At 71.2% G+C, this 18360-nt stretch carries 20 protein-coding genes; 9 read left to right on the top strand and 11 right to left on the bottom strand.

Annotation, left to right across the window (positions count from 1 at the left end; all coding sequences use genetic code 11):
- Nucleotides 1-180: 180 nt before the first annotated feature.
- Nucleotides 181-378 (top strand): hypothetical protein, encoded by a 198-nt coding sequence (locus ACFRCG_RS01435; RefSeq protein ID WP_380027487.1) that lies wholly within the window; start codon nucleotides 181-183, stop codon nucleotides 376-378.
- A 21-nt stretch (nucleotides 379-399) separates the two neighbouring features.
- Here ACFRCG_RS01435 and ACFRCG_RS01430 read toward each other — a convergent pair whose 3' ends face one another.
- Together ACFRCG_RS01430 and ACFRCG_RS01425 are read right to left on the bottom strand one after the other, a co-directional pair.
- Nucleotides 400-657 (bottom strand): WhiB family transcriptional regulator, encoded by a 258-nt coding sequence (locus ACFRCG_RS01430; RefSeq protein WP_380027485.1) that lies wholly within the window; start codon nucleotides 655-657, stop codon nucleotides 400-402.
- A gap of 182 nt (nucleotides 658-839) precedes the next feature.
- Nucleotides 840-1481: a ScbR family autoregulator-binding transcription factor gene (locus ACFRCG_RS01425; protein WP_380027483.1), complete on the bottom strand. Its 642-nt coding sequence runs from the start codon at nucleotides 1479-1481 to the stop codon at nucleotides 840-842.
- 149 nt (nucleotides 1482-1630) lie between these two features.
- On the opposite strand from ACFRCG_RS01425, the gene ACFRCG_RS01420 reads away from it, so the two are divergent.
- Together ACFRCG_RS01420 and ACFRCG_RS01415 are read left to right on the top strand one after the other, a co-directional pair.
- Nucleotides 1631-2554, top strand: a complete 924-nt coding sequence (locus ACFRCG_RS01420; RefSeq protein WP_380027481.1) for a ScbA/BarX family gamma-butyrolactone biosynthesis protein — start codon at nucleotides 1631-1633, stop codon at nucleotides 2552-2554.
- A gap of 156 nt (nucleotides 2555-2710) precedes the next feature.
- The gene (locus ACFRCG_RS01415) at nucleotides 2711-3412 is read left to right on the top strand and encodes an HAD family hydrolase (protein ID WP_380027479.1); all 702 of its coding nucleotides are present in this window, start codon (nucleotides 2711-2713) and stop codon (nucleotides 3410-3412) included.
- Nucleotides 3413-3475: 63 nt separating this feature from the next.
- On the opposite strand, the gene ACFRCG_RS01410 is transcribed toward ACFRCG_RS01415, so the two are convergent.
- Nucleotides 3476-3892 carry an ATP-binding protein gene (locus ACFRCG_RS01410; protein WP_380027477.1) on the bottom strand — a complete coding sequence of 139 codons (417 nt, stop codon included), beginning with the start codon at nucleotides 3890-3892 and terminating at the stop codon, nucleotides 3476-3478.
- Nucleotides 3893-4213: 321 nt separating this feature from the next.
- On the opposite strand from ACFRCG_RS01410, the gene ACFRCG_RS01405 reads away from it, so the two are divergent.
- Complete coding sequence (locus ACFRCG_RS01405) at nucleotides 4214-4450, top strand: DUF5988 family protein (protein ID WP_380027475.1); 237 nt, start codon at nucleotides 4214-4216, stop codon at nucleotides 4448-4450.
- A 36-nt stretch (nucleotides 4451-4486) separates the two neighbouring features.
- Here the strand turns inward: ACFRCG_RS01405 and ACFRCG_RS01400 are convergent, their stop codons facing one another.
- On the bottom strand, nucleotides 4487-5083 hold the full coding sequence (locus ACFRCG_RS01400; RefSeq protein ID WP_380027473.1) for a hypothetical protein: 597 nt from the start codon (nucleotides 5081-5083) through the stop codon (nucleotides 4487-4489).
- Nucleotides 5084-5380: 297 nt separating this feature from the next.
- On the opposite strand from ACFRCG_RS01400, the gene ACFRCG_RS01395 reads away from it, so the two are divergent.
- Nucleotides 5381-5977, top strand: coding sequence for a YbhB/YbcL family Raf kinase inhibitor-like protein (locus ACFRCG_RS01395; protein WP_380027471.1), 597 nt, complete (start codon nucleotides 5381-5383; stop codon nucleotides 5975-5977).
- Nucleotides 5978-6059: 82 nt separating this feature from the next.
- Here the strand turns inward: ACFRCG_RS01395 and ACFRCG_RS01390 are convergent, their stop codons facing one another.
- The 4 genes from ACFRCG_RS01390 to ACFRCG_RS01375 form a co-directional block, all read right to left on the bottom strand.
- Nucleotides 6060-6656: a class I SAM-dependent methyltransferase gene (locus ACFRCG_RS01390; protein WP_380027469.1), complete on the bottom strand. Its 597-nt coding sequence runs from the start codon at nucleotides 6654-6656 to the stop codon at nucleotides 6060-6062.
- 173 nt (nucleotides 6657-6829) lie between these two features.
- Nucleotides 6830-7834 carry a MerR family transcriptional regulator gene (locus ACFRCG_RS01385; RefSeq protein WP_380027467.1) on the bottom strand — a complete coding sequence of 335 codons (1005 nt, stop codon included), beginning with the start codon at nucleotides 7832-7834 and terminating at the stop codon, nucleotides 6830-6832.
- 3 nt (nucleotides 7835-7837) lie between these two features.
- A complete protein-coding gene (locus ACFRCG_RS01380; protein ID WP_380027939.1) occupies nucleotides 7838-8509 on the bottom strand; it encodes a HEAT repeat domain-containing protein in 672 nt (223 codons plus the stop codon).
- A 70-nt stretch (nucleotides 8510-8579) separates the two neighbouring features.
- Nucleotides 8580-9437, bottom strand: a complete 858-nt coding sequence (locus tag ACFRCG_RS01375; protein WP_380027465.1) for a nuclease — start codon at nucleotides 9435-9437, stop codon at nucleotides 8580-8582.
- A gap of 308 nt (nucleotides 9438-9745) precedes the next feature.
- Here ACFRCG_RS01375 and ACFRCG_RS01370 point away from each other — a divergent pair, with 308 nt between their 5' ends.
- Entirely contained in the window at nucleotides 9746-10042 is a 297-nt protein-coding gene (locus ACFRCG_RS01370) for a hypothetical protein (RefSeq protein WP_380027462.1), read from the top strand.
- Between the two features lie 232 nt (nucleotides 10043-10274).
- On the opposite strand, the gene ACFRCG_RS01365 is transcribed toward ACFRCG_RS01370, so the two are convergent.
- Complete coding sequence (locus ACFRCG_RS01365) at nucleotides 10275-11192, bottom strand: ketopantoate reductase family protein (protein ID WP_380027460.1); 918 nt, start codon at nucleotides 11190-11192, stop codon at nucleotides 10275-10277.
- A 175-nt stretch (nucleotides 11193-11367) separates the two neighbouring features.
- On the opposite strand from ACFRCG_RS01365, the gene ACFRCG_RS01360 reads away from it, so the two are divergent.
- Nucleotides 11368-12315 carry a LysR family transcriptional regulator gene (locus ACFRCG_RS01360; protein WP_380027458.1) on the top strand — a complete coding sequence of 316 codons (948 nt, stop codon included), beginning with the start codon at nucleotides 11368-11370 and terminating at the stop codon, nucleotides 12313-12315.
- Nucleotides 12316-12600: 285 nt separating this feature from the next.
- Here the strand turns inward: ACFRCG_RS01360 and ACFRCG_RS01355 are convergent, their stop codons facing one another.
- Nucleotides 12601-13887: a serine hydrolase domain-containing protein gene (locus ACFRCG_RS01355; RefSeq protein WP_380027456.1), complete on the bottom strand. Its 1287-nt coding sequence runs from the start codon at nucleotides 13885-13887 to the stop codon at nucleotides 12601-12603.
- Between the two features lie 193 nt (nucleotides 13888-14080).
- On the opposite strand from ACFRCG_RS01355, the gene ACFRCG_RS01350 reads away from it, so the two are divergent.
- Nucleotides 14081-15064, top strand: a complete 984-nt coding sequence (locus tag ACFRCG_RS01350; RefSeq protein ID WP_380027454.1) for a sheath polysaccharide-degrading enzyme — start codon at nucleotides 14081-14083, stop codon at nucleotides 15062-15064.
- An 11-nt stretch (nucleotides 15065-15075) separates the two neighbouring features.
- Here the strand turns inward: ACFRCG_RS01350 and ACFRCG_RS01345 are convergent, their stop codons facing one another.
- A complete protein-coding gene (locus tag ACFRCG_RS01345; protein WP_380027452.1) occupies nucleotides 15076-15891 on the bottom strand; it encodes a TetR/AcrR family transcriptional regulator in 816 nt (271 codons plus the stop codon).
- A 180-nt stretch (nucleotides 15892-16071) separates the two neighbouring features.
- Between ACFRCG_RS01345 and ACFRCG_RS01340 the strand changes: the two genes are divergently transcribed.
- Nucleotides 16072-18315, top strand: coding sequence for an MMPL family transporter (locus ACFRCG_RS01340; protein WP_380027450.1), 2244 nt, complete (start codon nucleotides 16072-16074; stop codon nucleotides 18313-18315).
- Nucleotides 18316-18360 lie beyond the last annotated feature (45 nt).

Here is an 18360-nt window from a genome sequence, read left to right as displayed (position 1 = left end):
CGGGGTCGCGCCGTCTCGTCCGGTCCCTCGGGAGCCGATCGCCACGTCGCGGCCGCCGCGCCACGACGGTGGGAGCGGCGTTGTATCCGCTTCGCTTCCTGTGCCTCGGATAATGTTTGCCGTACCGAGGTCGGAACCTGTCGGACGATCCTCGTGCCCGTCCGGGAGGGAAAAACCGCGATGCCGACCACTCGCCACGAGGAACTGCGGGCTGCGATCCTGCGGGCCCGAGAGGCGCTCGCCGAGCACCCGGATGCCGAGACCTCCCCGGCCCTGGCGGCCCTGGTCGCCGCCGCGGAGCCGTTCGCCAACTTCACCCAGGCGGTACCGCCGCCGACGACGCGGCCGTTGGAGACACGCCTACAGCCGGAGTCGTGAGCGCCGACGCGAAATCCCGTCTCAGGCCGCGTGGCGGTTGTGCTGCCGGCGGGTGTTCCTTCTGCGCAGCGCGCGGCGTTCGTCCTCACTGAGGCCGCCCCACACACCGCTCTCCTGCTTGGTCGCCATCGCCCACGAGAGGCAACGACCGATAACGGGGCACCGTCGGCAGACGGATTTCGCCTGGTCGATCTGCTCTCTGGCCGGGCCGGAGTTGCCGACCGGGAAGAACAGTTCGGGGTCTTCGTGCGTACAGGCAGCGGCGGATCGCCAGTCCATGTCTTCCTTTCCGGCCGCGCCCGGGGGGCGCGGTCCCGCGGTTCGGGTTCTCGGCCCTGCTGCCCGGGATACCTCCACCCAACCGGCCGAGTCGGCGAAACCCGCCGCGAGTTCGCCGATCCCGGCCGCCGCCGCGATGCGGCGCGGCGCCACCCACGCGTCGACGACCGGGCGGGCGACCCTCACGCTCGCACTTCGTCGACGGCCGGGAAGGCGAGCCGCAACGTGTCCCGCGCCGCGCCCGGATCGGCCAACAGGGCCGGGAGGAGCAGGCACCACAGGTCGGCGAGGTCGTTCTCGATGTCGACCCGGCCGGAGAGCGCGTCGGAAACCGTATGCAGGCCGAAGAACGCGTGGATGATCGATTTCGCCGCCCCGGCCGGGTCGATCCGGTCCGCGAGTTCGCCCTCCTCCCGCGCCCGCTCCAGCAGGGCTCGCACGGCGGCGATCCAGCCCACGAACGGGGCGGGCAGCGTCGCGTCGATCCCGTACCGCTCGCTCCACAACCGCGCACCACCGCGCACGAGCGGATCGTCCCGAAACGCTCGGGCCACGTCGAAGCTCAGCCGCACCAGCCCCACCACCGCCGGCACACCGACGCCGGTGTGCCGTTCGATCAGAACCGGCCAGGTGGCGAAGTGTGCCTCGACGATCGCGCGGGCCAGGGCGTCCTTGTTCGAGAAGTGGAAATAGATGGCCCCGCTGGTGAGTCCCGACGCGTTGCCGATGTCGCTGATGCTGGTACCCGCGAAACCTCGCTCGTGGAACAGACATGCCGCGGTCTCCAGAAGAGACCGGCGAGTCGCCCCTGCCCGTGCCTGCACGTGCCACCTCCAACTCGAACGTCCGGGTGGGAATCGTCTGCCCTCGGGCCGCGCCGGCGGTCCGGATCGCCGGGCCTCGCGCACCGTCACCCGACGGGTGGAGCGAAGACGACATGCACCTTCCCGGCACCTGGGTTCTTCTTGTGTTCATGGTTGCTTTTGGCGGCGACAGGGCGTCCTCGCGCTCGTCGGCGAGGCTCCTGAGCTGGTCGCGCACCGTGGAACGGGAATCGGTGCATCGGGTGTCGGTGGCCGAGGTGCTGCTCACCGACGTGGTCCGGGTCGCGGGCACGACCTTCCTGGCCGCCGCCCAGTGGCCCTGCTCCCATCCCACGTTTCGGCCCACCCACGACGGTGGCCACAGTCGGCTGATGGTCCTGGAAACCCTCCGTCAGCTCGGAATCTTCATTCCGGCGCAGTTCTATGCGGTGCCTCCGAAGGCACACTTCCTGATCAAGGACCTTTTCTACGGTGTCGACGCCTCGGCGGAGCCACGTTCGACCAGTGGCGCAAGCGAGATCACCTGTTTGGCGCAGGTCGACGACTTCCGCTCCACGCGCGACGGCCGCGGATTGTGGGGGGCACGGCTGCGGGTGCGGCTGTCGGTCGGCGACACGACCTTCGCCCGCGCGGGGGGCAACGCACGCTTCCTGGCCCCCGACACGTACGCGGCGCTGCGCCGGGGCGCGGCGGGGGCGCGCCCGGCGGCTCCGCGCGTACGGCCGACGCCGGAGGCGGTGGACGCGACGCTGCCCCGGGACGTGCTGGTCGCCGAATCCGACGGCGGTGTCCTTGAGGTGGATCCGGCCGATCGGCTGCATCCTTTCTTCTTCGATCACCCCTGCGACCACGTGCCCGGGATGGTGCTCGTCGAGGCCGCTCGGCAGGCGATCGCGCTGGCCAGCGACGGCGAACTGCTTCGGCCGACGGCGTTTCGTCTGCGTACCCCCCTGTTCACCGAGTTCGACCCGCCCGCGCGGATCGAGTGCACGCTGCACCACGGTCGACAGGCCTCGTTCCGCTTCCGACAGGGCGGCGCGTACACGGCCCTGGGGGCGGCGCGCTACCGGTGACCTCGACGTCGACACGCGGACAATCCGTTGTTCTTTGAATACCGAGCGTATTCGACCTAGCGTAATGATCGTTATGTTTCGGGGCAAACCCCGCCCGCCGACGCCTCGGGCGGGGTGTCCCCCGCGATCCACGTCTCTTGAACGGACGGCTCACCGATGGCAGGAAACTCCCTTCTCTCCTGGACTCCCGCGGCAATCGTCTTCGATTGCGACGGCACGCTGATGGACAGCGAGTGCCACTGGGAAGAGGCACGCGAACTGGTGCTGCGCGGATACGGCATGGAAACCCCGGACGACTTCGGCGAACGCACGAAGGGCCTGCATTTCACCGAATGCGGACGGGTCATGACCGAGGTGATCGGGCTCTCCGCCGGCCAGGCCGACCAGGTGACGGCGCAACTTCTGGATCACTTCCGGAAGTTGGTCGCCGCCGCCCCCGTGACCATTCCCGGCGCGGGTGAACTGGTGCGTCTGGCGGCCGACTTCGCGCCGTTGGCGGTGGCGAGCAATTGCCCGCGCGACGTCGTGGAGTCGGGGTTGGCGCAGGCCGGGCTGCTTCCGTACTTCACCGACATCGTGGTCCCGGACGCGACGCTGCGTCCCAAGCCCGACCCGGACGTCTATCTCGCGGCGGCGCGGGCCTGCGGCGCGCCGCCTTCCGTGTGCCTGGCGGTCGAGGACTCCTACTGCGGCATCCTGTCCGCCTCGCGCGCTGGCCTGCGCGTCCTGGGCGTGGGCGCCGCCCCGCGCGACGAGGAGCTGGCCCTCGTCGACATGTGGGTGCCCACGTTGGCCGACGCGGCCCTTGTCGCCTGGGCCGAGTCGCGCGAGCCGGTGGGCGCCTGCGTAGGCACCTGAGCGCGGCCCGATCGTCGCTCTCCGCGACCGAGCGCACGTCGGTCGCGGAGGGGCGGCGGTTGTTCATCCGTCGTGCGCAGAGGTGCCCGGTGGGTGGAAGCAGGCCGTGATGGCCTTGCCGTGCGGGGTGGGGCGGGTGTGCCATTCGTCGGCGATCGCGTCGACGATGGCCAGGCCCCGGCCCGATGTGGCGAGACTCTCGGGGCCGCGCTGGGCCGGCAGTCCGGGGCCGGTGTCGGCGACGTAGACGTTCAGGCAGCGGCTGTCCCAGGCCAGGACCAGTCGGGCCGTGCTGTGCGCGTGGACGTGGGCGTTGGTGATCAATTCCGAGACCGTGAGAAGGATGTCGTCCACCGTCTCCGGGGCGTCCGCCGTCCATGGCAGGCAGGCCAGCCGCTCCCGGGCCCAGCGCCGACCCGCCTCCACGCCGCCGCCGATCGGAAAGGAGTGTGCCCACCCGACCGCTCGCAGGTCCGCCATGTCATGCTCCTCTCGCTTGGTCGCCGTCGACCGGACGTCTGCCCCGTGCGGCCGCGCTCACGCCGCCCCGGGAATCACCGTCGCGCACGTCGGTGATCGCGACATGCACGCTCTCGTGGGACGCGCAAGGGCGTGGAAGAAGTGATCGAAGGCATTCCCGGCCTTCTCCCGGCCGTCCGCGCGCCCACGATGCGTTCGTGCGCCCTGTGCCGGACACCCCCGGTGATGTTGTGCTTGCGGGGCGAGCGGCTCCCGGTCGGTCTCGCCGTGCGGACCTTGCGCGGTGACGGGTGATGCGAGGTGGAAGATGCGAGGTGGACGATGACCAGTGGCGCGATTCCCACCCATCCGGGCGACGAGGTGCGGGTGGCTCTGACGGGTGGGATCCCCGAGATGCTGGCGGTCCTGGTGGTGAACGGACCGGGCATACCCGAAAAGGTGTCCGTGGCCTTCCGCAACGGGCGGGAACATTACGAATACACCGGTGGCGCGGTGGAGTTGGACGGCGCGCACCTACCGCTCTACCGCTGGAGTTATTCCACGCGCATCGCCGAATAGCCGCCGGGCGGCACTGCGCCGCGGGTGCCGCGGGCGTCAGTGCAGGAAGCCCACGATGCCGCGGCCGGGGTGGGTGTGGGTTTCGTGGAGCCAGGTGCCGAGTTCTTCGACCGCCTCGCGGGTGTCGCCGTCCAGGGTGGCGAGTTGTTCCTCGGTGACGGCCTCGTACTGGGACCGGGCGGTGGCGCAGGCGTGCGGTGACCACACGCCGTGGCCGGGGAGGTCGGCACGGGGCAACGGCTCGGGCAGGCCGTAGCCGAATTCGGACACCGTGACGGCCTCGATGCCGAGGGACTTCAGGGCCTCGTCGACGTGCCCCAGCCACGCGAACTTGAACGGCGAGAAGCTGTTGCCCCACAACCGGCGTCCGTGAAAGGCGCAGATCATCCGGTACGCGTACCCGTACTGGAAGGCGTGCCGCTCCTCGAACGGGCCGCCTTCCACGACCGCCGTCAGCGCCTCGTATCGCGTCGGCGCGCCGTTCTCGATCTCGTGCGCGAAGTAGTCGTCGTCCTGCGACATCTCCTGCTTGAACCGCCCACCGATCGCGCGGCGAACGCGCACGTCACCGGATCCCACCACGGCACGCGGGAGTTCGGGGTCGACCAGGAACAACGACAGCGAAAGACTCATGCGGCCAACCTATCCGTACCGGCCGACACCCCCATCGAGGGCTGCGCAAGCCCCGAGCCGGCCCGAGGTGGCGTTCGGCAGCACCAACACCAAAAAAATCGTCGCCCTCGCCCCGGCACCGTGAGCGTGACCGTGATCTCGTCGCGGCCGGCGCCGGCGCTTCGTTGTCGGACGGGAATCCGGCTGAGATGTTGACCGAAATGGAAAACTCGGCCTTCGTATGAGGTGTTGGCCGCCGGAATCCGGGATGCCTAGGCTGAATCCACCGCACGCCAAAAGCATCCTCGGGAGCCTCCAGTGAGAAGCACACGAATCGTGCTGTGCGCCCTGCTCGTCACCTGGGCCGTCGGCCTCTCGCCCGTCGCCGCGTCGGCATCGCCGGCACCGGCGTCCCCGGCGGATCGCAACGCCTTCGCCCTGTCCAGTGCCGCGTTCGCGGACGGCGGTCCCATCCCCAAGGTCCACGAGTGCACCAGCGGTGGCGGCCACGACCCGGCCAAGAAGAACGAGTCCCCGCCCCTGGCCTGGTCGGGCGCGCCGGCCGCCGCCAAGAGCTACGCGATCGTCATGCGCGATCTCGACAACGCCAACCTCATCCACTGGGTCGTCTACGACATCCCGGTCGGCACCACCTCGTTGCCCCAGAACGTCGACCACGCCTACCGGCCGTCGGTGCCGGCGGGAGCACGGCAGGTCTACTACCGGGGCAGCGCGAGCCTGTACGGCTACCAGGGGCCCTGCTCGCCGTCGACCGTGAACACCTACGAGTTCGTCGTCCACGCGCTCGACCGGACGTCGCTGACCGAGCTGAACTCCGGCTCCTCGACGCAGACCGCCGCCAGGACGATCGCCGCGGCCTCGATCGGCTCGGCCAGGATCAGCGGCGAGTCCTAGCGCGTGTCTTCACTCCCCGCCGCTGCCGAGACGCACGGCGCGCCGTCGGACCGGCTGCGGCGCGCCGGCATCCGTGCGCGGATCAGGACCGGCGGCGCAGCCGGAACCACTGGGGATCGGTCCGGTTCATCGGCCAGCCCAGGCCGGCCGTGGGGGCCGGCTCGACGGTCGACAACTCCCAGTCGGGGAACGCGGCTTCGATCTCGTCCCGACTCGTGCCACCGACGAAGGAGCGGTACCGGCTCGGACCGAACGCGAGGATCAGCAGCGTGGCACCCGGCGCGGCCAGCGCCGTGACTCCGCGGCCGACGGCCTGTCGCCGGCCGGCGTCGAAGCCCTGGAAGCAGCCGATGTCGAGGAAGAAGTCGAAGGTTCCCAGATCGGCCGACCCGAGGTCGGTCACGTCGCCCACGACGTAGGTGACACCTTCGTCGCCCCGCCGTCGGGCCGCCTCGATCGCGGCCGGCACGTAGTCGACGCCCACGGCCTGCCAGCCGCGCCGGGCGAGTTCCGGGGTGAACCGACCACGCCCGCACCCCAGATCGAGCGCTCGGCCGAGCGGTCGCGGTCGGTCGACGTCCTCACGAGCGATTACCGCCGCGATGCTTTCCCCCGAGGCTTTCCCGTACGACTCCCAGGGCGTCACCCCGAAGCGGTACATACGAGCGTAGTTCGTCATGTCCATCGACCTCCCGAGTCGATCAACAGGTTAGGCGGCGGCGAATTCCGGGACGGAGTCGGGGCTCCGATGATCCACATCCCGAACTGCTGTCATGCGTCGGTGAGATGCCCGGCCGCCCCCACGAACAATGGATCACGGCAACGGACTTCGCCGACACACCCCACACACCGCTATCGCGCACCGCGCAGCTCGAGGATGTACGTCGCGGTCGACGCGACGACGCGGTCCCCGTCCCGGGACAGCTCCGCCAGCGCCCGTGACGACGTGCTCCCCGGAATATCCGCCAGGGCCTGGGTCAACCGGCGACGCGCCGACGAGCCCGCCGCCGCACGCCCGAGGCAGTCGACCAGGCCGCCGGCGATACGATCCGCCACCGCCGGGTCGCCGGCCAGCACGCTCAGCGCGTCGGCCGCGTCGGCGTCGTTCCGCTCCGCCACGATCATGTCCAGCAGCGTCGGAATCGCGTCCGCCACGCCGCGTGCGCCGAGCGCCAACGCCGCCTGCCCGCGGACCACCTCGTCCCAGTGGGTGAGCGCGTCCCGGAGCAGCGCGGTCGCCTCGGCGTTCGCGATCTCGGCGATGGAGCGCACGGCACGCTCCCGTACCTCGGCCTCCGGCGCGTCCAGCCCCGCCGCCAGCAGTGCCGGCGCGTCCTCGCCCGCCTGCGCCAGGGCCCAGCGCAGGGCGCCGGCCACGTTCGGGTCCGGCTCGCCCAGCACGGCCTCGACCAGCGCTTCCACCGGCACGGGCCCCTCGTCGATCGCGGACAGCGCCGCGCGCTGCCGCGCGCCCGCGCTCTGCGATCCCAATGCCTGTAGCAGCGCGACGATCTGGAGCACGTCCTCCCAGCCGGCCGGTTCGGCGGCGCCGATCCGCCGCAGCCGCGTCAACAATCGGGTCTCGGCGGCGATGCGCTCGCGCGTGCGCTCGATGAGATCGTCGACCAGCTCGGCGGGCGCGAAGGCGGGATCGTCGAGCGCCCGTCCGACGTCGCGCAGCGACAAACCCAACGACCGCAGGCTCTCGATGTGGAAGATCCGCCGGATGTCCTCGCCGGAATACTCCCGATAGCCCGAACCGGTGCGACCCGTCGGCCGCACCAGTCCGAGCGATTCGTAATGCCTGAGCATGCGGGCGCTGACCCCGGACGCTCGCGCGACGTCACCGATCAACACCGCCTACCGCCCTTCCGCATCGGCACCACCGAGGGCCGCGACACGCTTCGCCTCCTCGATCGCGAGCTCGAATCCGGCGTCGGGGTCGCGCCACAACCGCTCCGTCGCGATCGCGTGCGCACGCACGCGGGGGTCGAGGTCCGTCGTCGCGGCGCCGAGTGTCGGCAACATCGCCTCCCCGAGCGCGATCAGCGCCCGGCTCAGGCTCAGCCGCGTCTCGCGTTCGCCGCGCCCGAGCTGCGTCGCCAACACCACGGCCAACCGGTGCCGGGCATCCTCGGGCACCAGTACTACCGCCGCCCGCCAGGCACTGCGCGCGACCTCGTCGTCGGCGTCGGACAGCAGCGCCGGTGTGATCGCCGGCCAAGCCCGCCGATCCCCGATCTTGGACAGCGTGTGCAACGCCTGGCCGCGTGCCCGCGCCCGTTCCGAACGCACCTCCTCGACCAGCAGCGGTACCGTCAGCGACGCCGGGTGGCGGGTGAGCGCCCACGTCAACGTCTCGCGCACCTGGAAGTCGGGATCGATCCCGCACCGCTCCACGAGCGGTCGGACGAATCCCGGGTCCGGGTTCGTGCCGGCCGCCAGCGCCACTCGCACCCGGACCGACGGATCGCCGTCCGCCAGTCCCCGCAGTCCTCGCATCGTGCCCGTGCCCTGTTTCGCCATGGCCATCGCGACCACCTCCTCGGCCACAGTCAAAACGTTGTCACCGTGTCAAGGTCAATCCGAGGGCCGGCGGGGGTCATCCTTCGTCGAAGACGAGGTCCTCCGGTGGGTGGGTCATGCGGACGTATCGTGCGTCCGTGACCTCGACGACGAAGTCCAGGCCGGTGGTGGAGTGGCCCGTCGACAGGATGAAGTACCGGTCCGGGTGCTGGGCCAGGAACGCGGGGAAGCCCGCCGGCGACGGGTCGCCGAGACGCAGGTAGTCGTCGAGTCTACGGAACAGCTTCGGGAGGATCACGACATCGTCGGTGATCGAGGGGATGCCGGTGATCTCGGCACCGGAGGTGGTCGCGTCCCGGGACCAGAGCCCGCTGCCGGCGGCCCTCGCCCGGAGCGTCGCGGCGGTGAACTCGCCGCGCAGGTCCGGAAACAGGTTGCGGTAGTACGTCGGGTAGACCAGACCGGTCGCGAGCAGGTGGTGGTTGACGGTGGTCCGCAGCAGCGGAACGTCCACCACGACCGTGGTACCGCTCGCGGCCGGCGGGGTTCCCTTGCCGACCAGGGCGACGCATCGGCCGTGCAGGTCGGCATCGCGGGTGAGGATGTACCCGGGCACCCGCTCCGGGACGGCCCCGACGACCGTCTCGTCGGGTTCGCGTCGGACATCGGTGAAGCCGAGCCAGGCGAGCAGTTCGGCGGCGGCGGCGTGCGCGAACTCCAGGGGCTGGTGGTCGCGTTGCGGGCCGTAGTGGGTCTCCAGGGCGTCGATCGCGTCCAGCCGCAGCTGGTTGGTCCCGGCGCTGTTGTGTCGGACCCGGTGTCTGCCCTGGACGAGGTCCCACTCGGTGGGGTCGTCGGGGGTGAAGTGGAGGGAGTCCCCGTCCGGTTGGGCTCCGATGACGTGGAACGAGCCCTGAATCAGCAGCATGGGCATGGCGACCCCCATGGGGTGCGAGGTACGGGCGCCACATGTGCCGCCGACGAGCACCCGGACCCGCGGAGACGCGAATACGCGGCCCACACGATCTCGCGCCGGGTGACGCGGTCGTCACATGAAGCTCACGGCGGGGCCACGTTATGCCCACCCGGCCCCGCGGCGCGGGCTTGCGCCCACTTCGGCGTGTCGCCGCGGTCCGGTTCCGGCACGCCCGTTCGGGTCAGTCGGCATGCGGGGGGCCGGGGCTGATGGTGCACTCGGCTGGTCGGACTCTTCCACGTCCATCTCCCGAACAGGAGCCCAGCATGCCGATCGTCGCCGTCTTCGACGTCCCCGGGATGACCCGCAGCCAGTACGAGCAGAGCGCGGAGAAGGTCGCCGGCCGCGCCGGCCCGGTGAAGAACCCCTCGGACTGGCCGGTGTCCGGCCTCATCTCGCACACCTCCGCCGCCACCCCGGACGGCTGGCTCGTCGTCGACGTCTGGGAATCGGAGGAGGCCTTCCGCGAGTTCGGCAAGACCATCATCCCCATCCTCGAGGAACTGGGCGTGCCCAACCCGAAGCCCAGGATCTACCAGGCCCACACCGTGGTCACTCCCTGACGACCCCACCCCTCGGCCCGGGCGGCCCGGTCCGGAACCGGGCCGCACGTTGTCGGCGCCCGCGGGCCGGGAGTTCGTGGCGCCGGTACACGCCGTACTCGAACGGGTCGAACCCGGCCGCCGGCGCGAGTCCCGCCCCGTCTCGGCGACGGCGGATCGACGTGGAGTGGACGGTGTTCGGCCGACGCGTGCCGCCCCGACCCGTATCACACCCGTGCGGGCCGAAGCGGCCTCACCGCGGGGTCAGTTCGGCCACCAGCCGGGTCGCGACGGGTACGGGAACGCCGTGTCGCGCGCCCGCGCGCAGCAGCGCGCCGCCGATCGCGTCGAGTTCGGTGGGTCGGCCGGCCTCGACGTCGCGCTGCATGGACGACTTGGTCTGTTCCGGGAACGAGTCGTAGAGCGCCAGGGAGTGCGCCGGATCGACGGGGACGCCACAGGCCCGGCTCACCGCGGCGGCCTCCTCGACGAGCGCGAGCAGTTCCGCGCGCCGCCCGGTCCGCACCTCGCCGATGGTGAGCCCGTAGCGGCTGGTGAGCAACGCGAAGGGCGCGAGGAAGGCCGGCTTCGCCCACAACGCGACCGCCTCGCCGCCCACCGCCCGGGTGCGCACACCGGCGTCGGTGAACATCGCCGTCAACGGCTCGACGCGCTCTCGCGGGCCGGCCAGGTCGATCTCCGTGAACGGGCTGCCGTGTTCGATCACGCCCGGCGCGAGGCGGGTGGACTCGACGCGGATCACGCCCGGGACGACGGCTTGTTCGCCGTAGTCTTCGCGCAGCAGGTCCGGGTGTTCCACGCCGTTGAGCAGCGGCAGGATCAGCCCGTCCCCGATCGTTTCGGCCGGGATCCGCTCCAGCGCGTCGTGCAGTCCCGTGTGCTTGACCGTGATCAGGCACAGATCGACGGGTTCGCGCAGGCGCGTGTCCGCCTCGACGCGGGCGGTGAACTCGCCGTACTGCCCGCTGCGTACCCGAATTCCGCCCCGGCGCAGGGCTTTTGCGGTTTCCTCGCCCGCGACGCAGGTCACGCGGTGGCCGGCCCGGGACAGCAGGGCGGCGAGCAGCCCGCCCACTCCTCCCGGCCCGAGGACCGCCACGGCTCGGGGAGGCACGGCGGCGGGCTCGTGGGACGACGTCGAAGCGGGCACGGACGGATCCTTTCGATGGCGACGAGGGTCGGCACCCGTCCCGCCGGGCCGTCCCCGTCCGGACGGGGACGTGTGGTCGGGTCGGGTTGCCGCCCGGTTCCGATGATCGAACCGGGCGACGACCCAAGTCAATCCTCGGGTTTGCTGCCAACTTCCCAAGCCCTACCTTGGGGTCATGACCCTCGATGACCTCCGTATCTTCGTCGCGGTGTGCCGGGCCGGGAGCCTGAGCGCCGTCGCCCGGGACCTCTCGTGCACCCAGTCGGCGGTGAGCCAGCACGTGAAGCGGTTGGAACGCGAGACGAAGGTGCAACTCCTGGAGCGGCATCCGCGCGGCGTGGCCCCCACGGCGGCGGGTCGACTGCTGCACGCGGCGGCGGCCGACGGCATCGCCGGACTGGATGTGGCCCTTCGCCGGCTCGACGAACTGGCCTGCGGCGAGACCGGATCGGTCCGGGTCACCACGGGCGCGACGACCGTTCGGCACTTCATGTCGGAGGCGGTCGTCGCCTTCCGCAGCCGATATCCCGGAGCCAGTCTCGAGTTTCGCACCGAGACCTCCAGTCGCAGCTGCTTCGACGCGCTCGCCGCCAACACCCTCGACCTCGCCTGGATCACCGTCGGCGGCCCGATTCCCGGCATCCAGCAGCGCTGCGTGGCCGAACTGCCCTGGGTATTGGCGGTCCGGGCGGACGATCCGCTGGCCGAACGCGCCCGCGTCGACGCGGGCGACCTGGCCGGCATCCGCTACATCCGGCCTCCGGAGGACTCCTCCTCGCGGGCCCACCTCGACGCGGCCTTCACGAAACTGGACATCCGTATCCCGCCCGAATCGGGCGTCGCCGACTGGGACACCGCCATCCTGCTGGTCGAACTGGGCCTGGGACACGCCATCGTGCCCGCCCTGCCCGACCGGCGGGCGCCCGCCGACACCGATCCCGTACGCTTCCTGCCCATCCCGGCCCTGCCCCGCCTGCCGGTCGGCTGGGCCGTACGCCGCTGGGACGACCTGACCCCCCTGGCCCGCGCCTTCGCCGACAGCGTCACCCTCACCGGACCCGACGCACGTGATCGGCACTCCACCGCCCGAACGTACGAGCGGGCCGACCGATGTTCCCGGTAGCACCCGTAACAAGCGCCGTCACAGCCGAACCCCTCTCGCTCCCGACGACGCCGGAAGTTCGACTCCACTTGAGGTCAAGGCCCCCACGAATCTCTTCTCGGGACCACCCGACGATTCCGGCGCAGCACGCGCGGAGCACCGGCACGACCACTCGGCGGAGCCGGGCGGCGGTGGGGCGGGTGTTTGTGTGGGTTGACGATGAGGTCGGTGAGGGGGATCGGGTCTGGGTGGCCGCTCATCATCCCGCGCCGGCGCTGCTGTACCGCGTCGATGCCGTGCATGGGCTCACCGCGGCCGACTACGCGGCCCTCGGGGCGTGGGTGGCGGGCTTGTGAGTGCCGACGGCGGGGCCGTGCCGCAGAATTCGGCGAGGAGTAGATAGCCGGCCGCGTCGGTGTCGCCCGCCCAGTCGGTGTCGAAGTTGACCACCAGGGTGTGTCCGCCGTCCCGGGTGGTGTACGCCATGCTCTGCGAACCCGGCAGGAATCCGGTGTGGCCCCACACCTGCGTGCCGCACGGCAGTGTGGCGCGGAAGACGCCCAGGCCGTCGTCCTGGCCGTCGCCGAAGTCGGGCGAGGGCACGGTGGTGGTCAGCTCGGCCATCTGCGCCTCGGGCAGCAGTCGGCCGCGCATCAGGGCGGTGAGGAAACCGTCCAGGTCGGTGGTGTCGGACACCAGTTCGCCGGCCGCCCACCCCCAGGACGGATCGAACTCGGTGATGTCGTACACCGTTTGGTCCGGATCATCGGGGAACCTCGTGTACATCCGCCCGCTCGGCGCCGGAATGCGCGGGTACGTGCCGGGCAGGAGCGTGGAGCGCAGCCCGAGCGGGACGAAGACGCGCCGGTCGACCTCGGCCGCGTAGGTGTGGCCGGTGACCCGTTCGACGACCATCGCGGCGAGGACATACGCGGTGGTGGTGTAGTTCCAGCCGGCGCCGGGCGGGAACGTCGGCGCGTGCTTCAGGCCGATCGCGACCAGTCGTTCCGGTGTCCAGGTGTCGTAGCGGTGGTCCAGGAAGGTCTTGCCCAACAGGTGCAGATCGGGGTCGTCCGTGTAGTCCGCGACGCCGCCGGTGTGGTTGAGGAGTTGCCGCAGGGTGATGGCGCGGCCGTCGTTGCCGTTTCCGCGGACCAGGCCGGGCAGCCATTTCTCCACGCTGTCCGCGAGGCTCAGCCGGCCCTCGGCCTCCAGTTGCAGCAGGACCGCGGCGATGAACGGCTTGGAGATGCTGCCCACCCGGAATCGGTCGACCGGGCGGGGCGGTCGGCCCGTACGCAGGTCGGCGACACCGGCCGTGGCGCGCCAGGTGCCGTGCGCGTCCCGGGCTCGGACGATGACGCCCGGCACGCCCGAGCGGATCGCGAAGTCCATGGCGGCCCGGGTCTGTTCGTGGCCGGCCCCCGCCGCGGCGGACACGCCCGTCGCGGCGGCCGTATCGCTCGCCGTCGAGGGCACGCCGGCCCCGACGGCGATCGTCGCGACGACCGCGAGCGCGGCGACCAGGCCTTTTCGTACCGTCCGCATCGCCACCGCCGCCTCCCTCTCGCCGACCTCGCCGACCTCGCTCATCCTCCCCTGCCGACGGACTCCGGATGACCCGATGTCCCCGAAATCAACCCATTCGGGTCGCAAACCCGCTTCCGGGCGCACATGGGCGCCCACGTTGGTCTAGACCTCTACGCGCCGATGCCGCACGCTGGTGGATGCACCGGCCCGACTCGCCCGCACGCGTCCCGTCACCGCCTCGACGGAAGGTTGCCCGATGCGCATCCGTACCCTGTCGCTCGCCCTGGTGAGCACCCTCGCCACCACGCTCGCCGTCGCGCCGCCCGGCCACGCCACCGCGACCGCGTCCGCGACCGACCCGGTCGTGCTCGTGTCGACGTCGGCGCAGCTCAAGTCGGCGTTGGCCGCGGCCGCCCCGGGCGCCACCATCCGCCTCGCCGACGGCACGTACACCGGCAACTTCCGTACCACCAGGGCCGGTCGCGCCGACGCCCGGATCACCCTCGTCGGCTCCACCAACGCCGTGCTGCGCACCGGCACCGGCGGCGGCTACGCCCTGCACCTCGACGGCGCCGCCTACTGGACCGTACGCGGCATCACCCTCACCCACGCCCAGAAGGGCATCATGATCGATGCCGCCCGCGGCGTGCTGGTGGACTCCGTCACCGTGCACGAACTCACCATGGAGGGCGTGCACTTCCGCAATTCCAGCAGCGACGGCGCGATCGTCGACTCCCGGATCTACGACACCGGCCGGGACAATCGCGGCATGGGCGAGGGCGTGTACGTCGGCACCGCCAACACGCTTGCCGACCGCAGCGATCGGGTGCAGATCCTGCGCAACGTGATCGGCCCCGACGTGGGCGGCGAGGCGGTGGACCTGAAGGAGGGCACCACCGGCGGCCGGGTCGCGGGCAACACCTTCGACGGCACGGGCCTGACCGGGAACAACTACGACGACTCGTGGGTCGACGTGAAGGGGAACGGCTACCTGATCGAGGACAACACGGGCCGCGACTCCACGAACGACGGCTTCCAGGTGCACGCGCAGTTCCCCGGTTGGGGCTGCGGCACCGTCTTTCACGCCAACCGCGCCGACCTGACCGGCGCGACGGGCCCGGACCGCCTCGCCATCCACGCCTTCTCGTACACCGCCGCCTGCCCCACCACCGTCACCGCCGACAACACCGTCGTCGGCGGCAACGGCTTGGTCAACCCGGGCGTCCCGGTCATCCCCTGACCGCGCCGCGCCTACGGGCGGGGCCGCCGCGCCGTGGCGGCCCGATCCGCCGGCGGGATGCGGCGGTGGATGTCCGCGAGCATGGTGTGCATCGCGATGCGGAAGATCTCCGCCTGGTGCGTGTCGACGAACGAGGTGTGGCCGAACACCTCCAGGGAGACCAGGCCGTGCATGTGGCCCCAGGCGCTCAGGATGATGGCGACGGCGGGTGGCGGCAGTGAGCCCAGCCCGTCCGGTGGCAGCCGCTCCAACTCCTCGCGCAGCGCCGGCGACAGCGGCGGGATGTCCGCGGCGGCCAGTTGCTCCGTGGTCGACCCGCCGAACAGCTCGCGCTCGAAGATCGCGCTCATCCGGCGCACGGCCTGGGTGGTCGGGCCGTCGGTGGGTGCCGCGTAGTGGCGTAGCGGCGCCCCGTAGATCAGCTGGAACCGTTCCGGGTTGGCGACGGCCCACCGGCGGTAGCCCTCGGCGGCCGCCACCATGCGCGACAGGCCCGGGTCGGGGACGGCGTCGACCGCGACCTGTACGGCGTCCGCCAGGTCGTCGTACGCCTTGGTGATGAGCGCGGTGACGAGGTCGTCCCGGCTCGGGAAGTAGTGGTAGAGCGCCTGCACGGTCATCCCCAGGCTGCGGGCGACCGCGCGCAGCGACAACGAGTGCGGTCCCTCCCTGCCGATGTGTTCCTCGGCGGCGCCCAGGATCTCCCGCACGGCGACGGCCCGACGCCGCTCACGCAACGTGAGCGGCGCGGAGGGCGCCGGCGGCGCGGGCGCCGCGGACGACGCGGGCGGCGTGGGCACGGTCGATCCGGCTTCGGCAGGAGACATGCAACGACCTTACGACGAAGGTTCCGGCGCGCCACGACCTCGGCGCACCCTGTTAAGAAAATCTAACACTGCCAAAGTTTCTTGTACCTCACTAGGGTCGTCGAAGCCGACGGGGAGCGCCACGACCGGCGTGTTCCAGGTCTTTTCTGTTGTCATGGCAAAAGCTCAAGGAGACAACCGGTGTTTGAACGCATAGCCGAACTCACGGTTCGCCGGCCGAAATTGGTACTCGTCGTCGCGGGTCTGCTCGTGGTCCTGATGGGCGTCCTGGGCGCCGGCGCGTTCGGCAAACTGCTGAGCGGTGGCGGGTTCGACGACTCGGCCTCCGAGTCCACCCGCGCCAAACAGGTCATCGACAAGAAGTTCGGCGGCGAGACGAACCTGGTCCTGCTGGTCCGCGCCCCCGACGGCGGCGTCGACGGCCCTGCGGCCAAGCAGGGTGGGCAGACGCTGGTCGCCGACCTCAAAAAGGAGAAACACCTCGACAACGTGATCTCCTACTGGGACGCGGGCATCCCGGAACTGCGCTCCGAGAACGGCCGACAGGCCATGGTGCTCGCCCACGTCAAGGGCGACGACAGCGAGCGCGCGGAGCACGTCAAGGGCATCCTGGAGCACTACACCGGACGGTACGGGCCCGGGCTCACCGTCCAGGCCGGCGGCGTCACCGCCGTGGGCGACGAGTTGTCCGAGCAGGTGGTGAAGGACCTCGTCCTGGCCGAGGCGATCGCCGTACCGCTGACCCTGCTCCTGCTCCTGGTCGTCTTCGGCAGCGTGGTCGCGGCGTTGCTGCCGCTGGTCATCGGTACCGTCGCGGTCGTCGGCACGTTCGCCGAACTCGCCGTCCTCGGCGGCCTCACCGACGTCTCGGTCTTCGCGATCAACCTGACCACGGCGCTCGGCCTGGGCCTCGGCATCGACTACGCCCTGTTGATGATCAGCCGATTCCGCGAACACCTCGCGGCCGGGGCGGAGGTGGACGACGCCGTCCGGCACACCGTGCGCACCGCGGGCCGTACGGTCGCGTTCTCCGCCGCCACCGTCGCCGCCGCGCTGGCCTCACTCCTGGTGTTCCCGCAGTTCTTCCTCCGCTCGTTCGCCTACGCCGGAGTCGGCGTGATCATCGTCGCCGCGGTCGCCACCCTGTTCGTGATGCCCGCGCTGCTCGCCCTCCTGGGGCAGCGGGTCAACAGCGGTCGCATGCCGTGGGCGCGGTTCGACCGCCCCGCCTCCGTCCGCACACCCCTGTGGGGACGGATCGCCGGCACCGTGATGCGGCGTCCCGCGCTCACCGCGATTCCGGTGCTCGCCGTACTGCTGCTTGCCGCGAGCCCGCTGCTCGGCATCACCTTCGGCACGGCCGACGAACGGGTGCTGCCCGAGGACGCGCAGAGCCGGGAGGTCTCGACCGCGCTGCGGGCGAACTTCGACGGCAACGACGCCGCGGCCGTGCACATCGTCATCGACGGTCCGGTGACGGAGGGCCCGTTGGCGGCGTACGCGAGCGAACTGTCCCGGCACAAGGACGTGGTGCGCGTCGCGACCTCCACCGGCACGTACATCGGCGGCCGGCCCGCCGCGCCCGGCGCCGGCAACCCGGCGATGGGCCGCCCGGACGCGCAGCGCATCGACGTGGTCAGCGCCCTGGCCCCCAAGTCGGACGCCGCCCAGGACCTGGTCGCCGACGTACGGGCGGTCACACCGCCCCCGGGGACCCACCCGCTGGTCAGCGGCACCGACGCCGAGCTGGTCGACTCCAAGGACTCGATCGGCGGCCGACTCCCCGCCGCGATCGCCCTGGTCGCCGTCACCACCTTCCTCCTGCTCTTCCTGTTCACCGGCAGTGTCGTCCAGCCGCTGCGCGCACTGCTCCTGAACATGATCAGCCTGGGCGCGGCCCTGGGCGTGATGACCTGGATGTTCCAGGACGGTCACCTCGCCTCCCTGTTCGGCTTCACCCCGCAGCCGATGGACACGTCGATGACCGTGCTGATGTTCTGCATCGCCTTCGGCCTGTCGATGGACTACGAGGTGTTCGTGCTCAGCCGGATCAAGGAACTGCACGACGAGGGCGAGGACACCGAGTCCGCCGTCGTCGACGGCCTCGGCCACACGGGACGCATCGTCAGCGCCGCGGCCGCGCTGCTCGCGGTCAGCTTCTTCGCCTTCGGGACGGCCGAGATCAGCTTCATGCAGATGTTCGGCATGGGCACGGGACTGGCGATCCTGATCGACGCGATCGCCGTGCGGGGCGTGCTGGTCCCCGTCGCGATGCGGCTGCTGGGCCGCTCGGCCTGGTACGCGCCCGGCCCGCTGCGCAGGTTCCACGACCGCTTCGGCCTGAGCGAAGGCGGCCCGGCGCCGACGGTGGCGCCCAAGCCCCCGGCCGGCGCGGCGAGCGAGAGGGACCCGGCGGGCGTCTGAGCACACCGGTGCGGCGGCGGACGGGGGGCGAACGCGCGCCCCGTC

Origin of the sequence: Embleya sp. NPDC056575 (assembly GCF_042793325.1) — a bacterium.
Lineage (GTDB): Bacteria > Actinomycetota > Actinomycetes > Streptomycetales > Streptomycetaceae > Embleya.
Note: the sequence above shows the minus strand (reverse complement) of the source record. Positions and strands in the feature narration are given on the sequence as shown.

What these genes read in the sequence shown, in the direction of transcription:
- ACFRCG_RS01435 (WP_380027487.1), top strand. Translation starts at nt 181, where the DNA reads ATGCCGACCACTCGCCACGAGGAACTGCGGGCTGCGATCCTGCGGGCC.
- ACFRCG_RS01430 (WP_380027485.1), bottom strand. Translation starts at nt 657, where the DNA reads ATGGACTGGCGATCCGCCGCTGCCTGTACGCACGAAGACCCCGAACTG.
- ACFRCG_RS01420 (WP_380027481.1), top strand. Translation starts at nt 1,631, where the DNA reads ATGGTTGCTTTTGGCGGCGACAGGGCGTCCTCGCGCTCGTCGGCGAGG.
- ACFRCG_RS01415 (WP_380027479.1), top strand. Translation starts at nt 2,711, where the DNA reads ATGGCAGGAAACTCCCTTCTCTCCTGGACTCCCGCGGCAATCGTCTTC.
- ACFRCG_RS01410 (WP_380027477.1), bottom strand. Translation starts at nt 3,892, where the DNA reads ATGGCGGACCTGCGAGCGGTCGGGTGGGCACACTCCTTTCCGATCGGC.
- ACFRCG_RS01405 (WP_380027475.1), top strand. Translation starts at nt 4,214, where the DNA reads ATGACCAGTGGCGCGATTCCCACCCATCCGGGCGACGAGGTGCGGGTG.
- ACFRCG_RS01400 (WP_380027473.1), bottom strand. Translation starts at nt 5,083, where the DNA reads ATGAGTCTTTCGCTGTCGTTGTTCCTGGTCGACCCCGAACTCCCGCGT.
- ACFRCG_RS01390 (WP_380027469.1), bottom strand. Translation starts at nt 6,656, where the DNA reads ATGACGAACTACGCTCGTATGTACCGCTTCGGGGTGACGCCCTGGGAG.
- ACFRCG_RS01380 (WP_380027939.1), bottom strand. Translation starts at nt 8,509, where the DNA reads ATGGCCATGGCGAAACAGGGCACGGGCACGATGCGAGGACTGCGGGGA.
- ACFRCG_RS01375 (WP_380027465.1), bottom strand. Translation starts at nt 9,437, where the DNA reads ATGCCCATGCTGCTGATTCAGGGCTCGTTCCACGTCATCGGAGCCCAA.
- ACFRCG_RS01370 (WP_380027462.1), top strand. Translation starts at nt 9,746, where the DNA reads ATGCCGATCGTCGCCGTCTTCGACGTCCCCGGGATGACCCGCAGCCAG.
- ACFRCG_RS01360 (WP_380027458.1), top strand. Translation starts at nt 11,368, where the DNA reads ATGACCCTCGATGACCTCCGTATCTTCGTCGCGGTGTGCCGGGCCGGG.
- ACFRCG_RS01355 (WP_380027456.1), bottom strand. Translation starts at nt 13,887, where the DNA reads ATGAGCGAGGTCGGCGAGGTCGGCGAGAGGGAGGCGGCGGTGGCGATG.
- ACFRCG_RS01350 (WP_380027454.1), top strand. Translation starts at nt 14,081, where the DNA reads ATGCGCATCCGTACCCTGTCGCTCGCCCTGGTGAGCACCCTCGCCACC.
- ACFRCG_RS01345 (WP_380027452.1), bottom strand. Translation starts at nt 15,891, where the DNA reads ATGTCTCCTGCCGAAGCCGGATCGACCGTGCCCACGCCGCCCGCGTCG.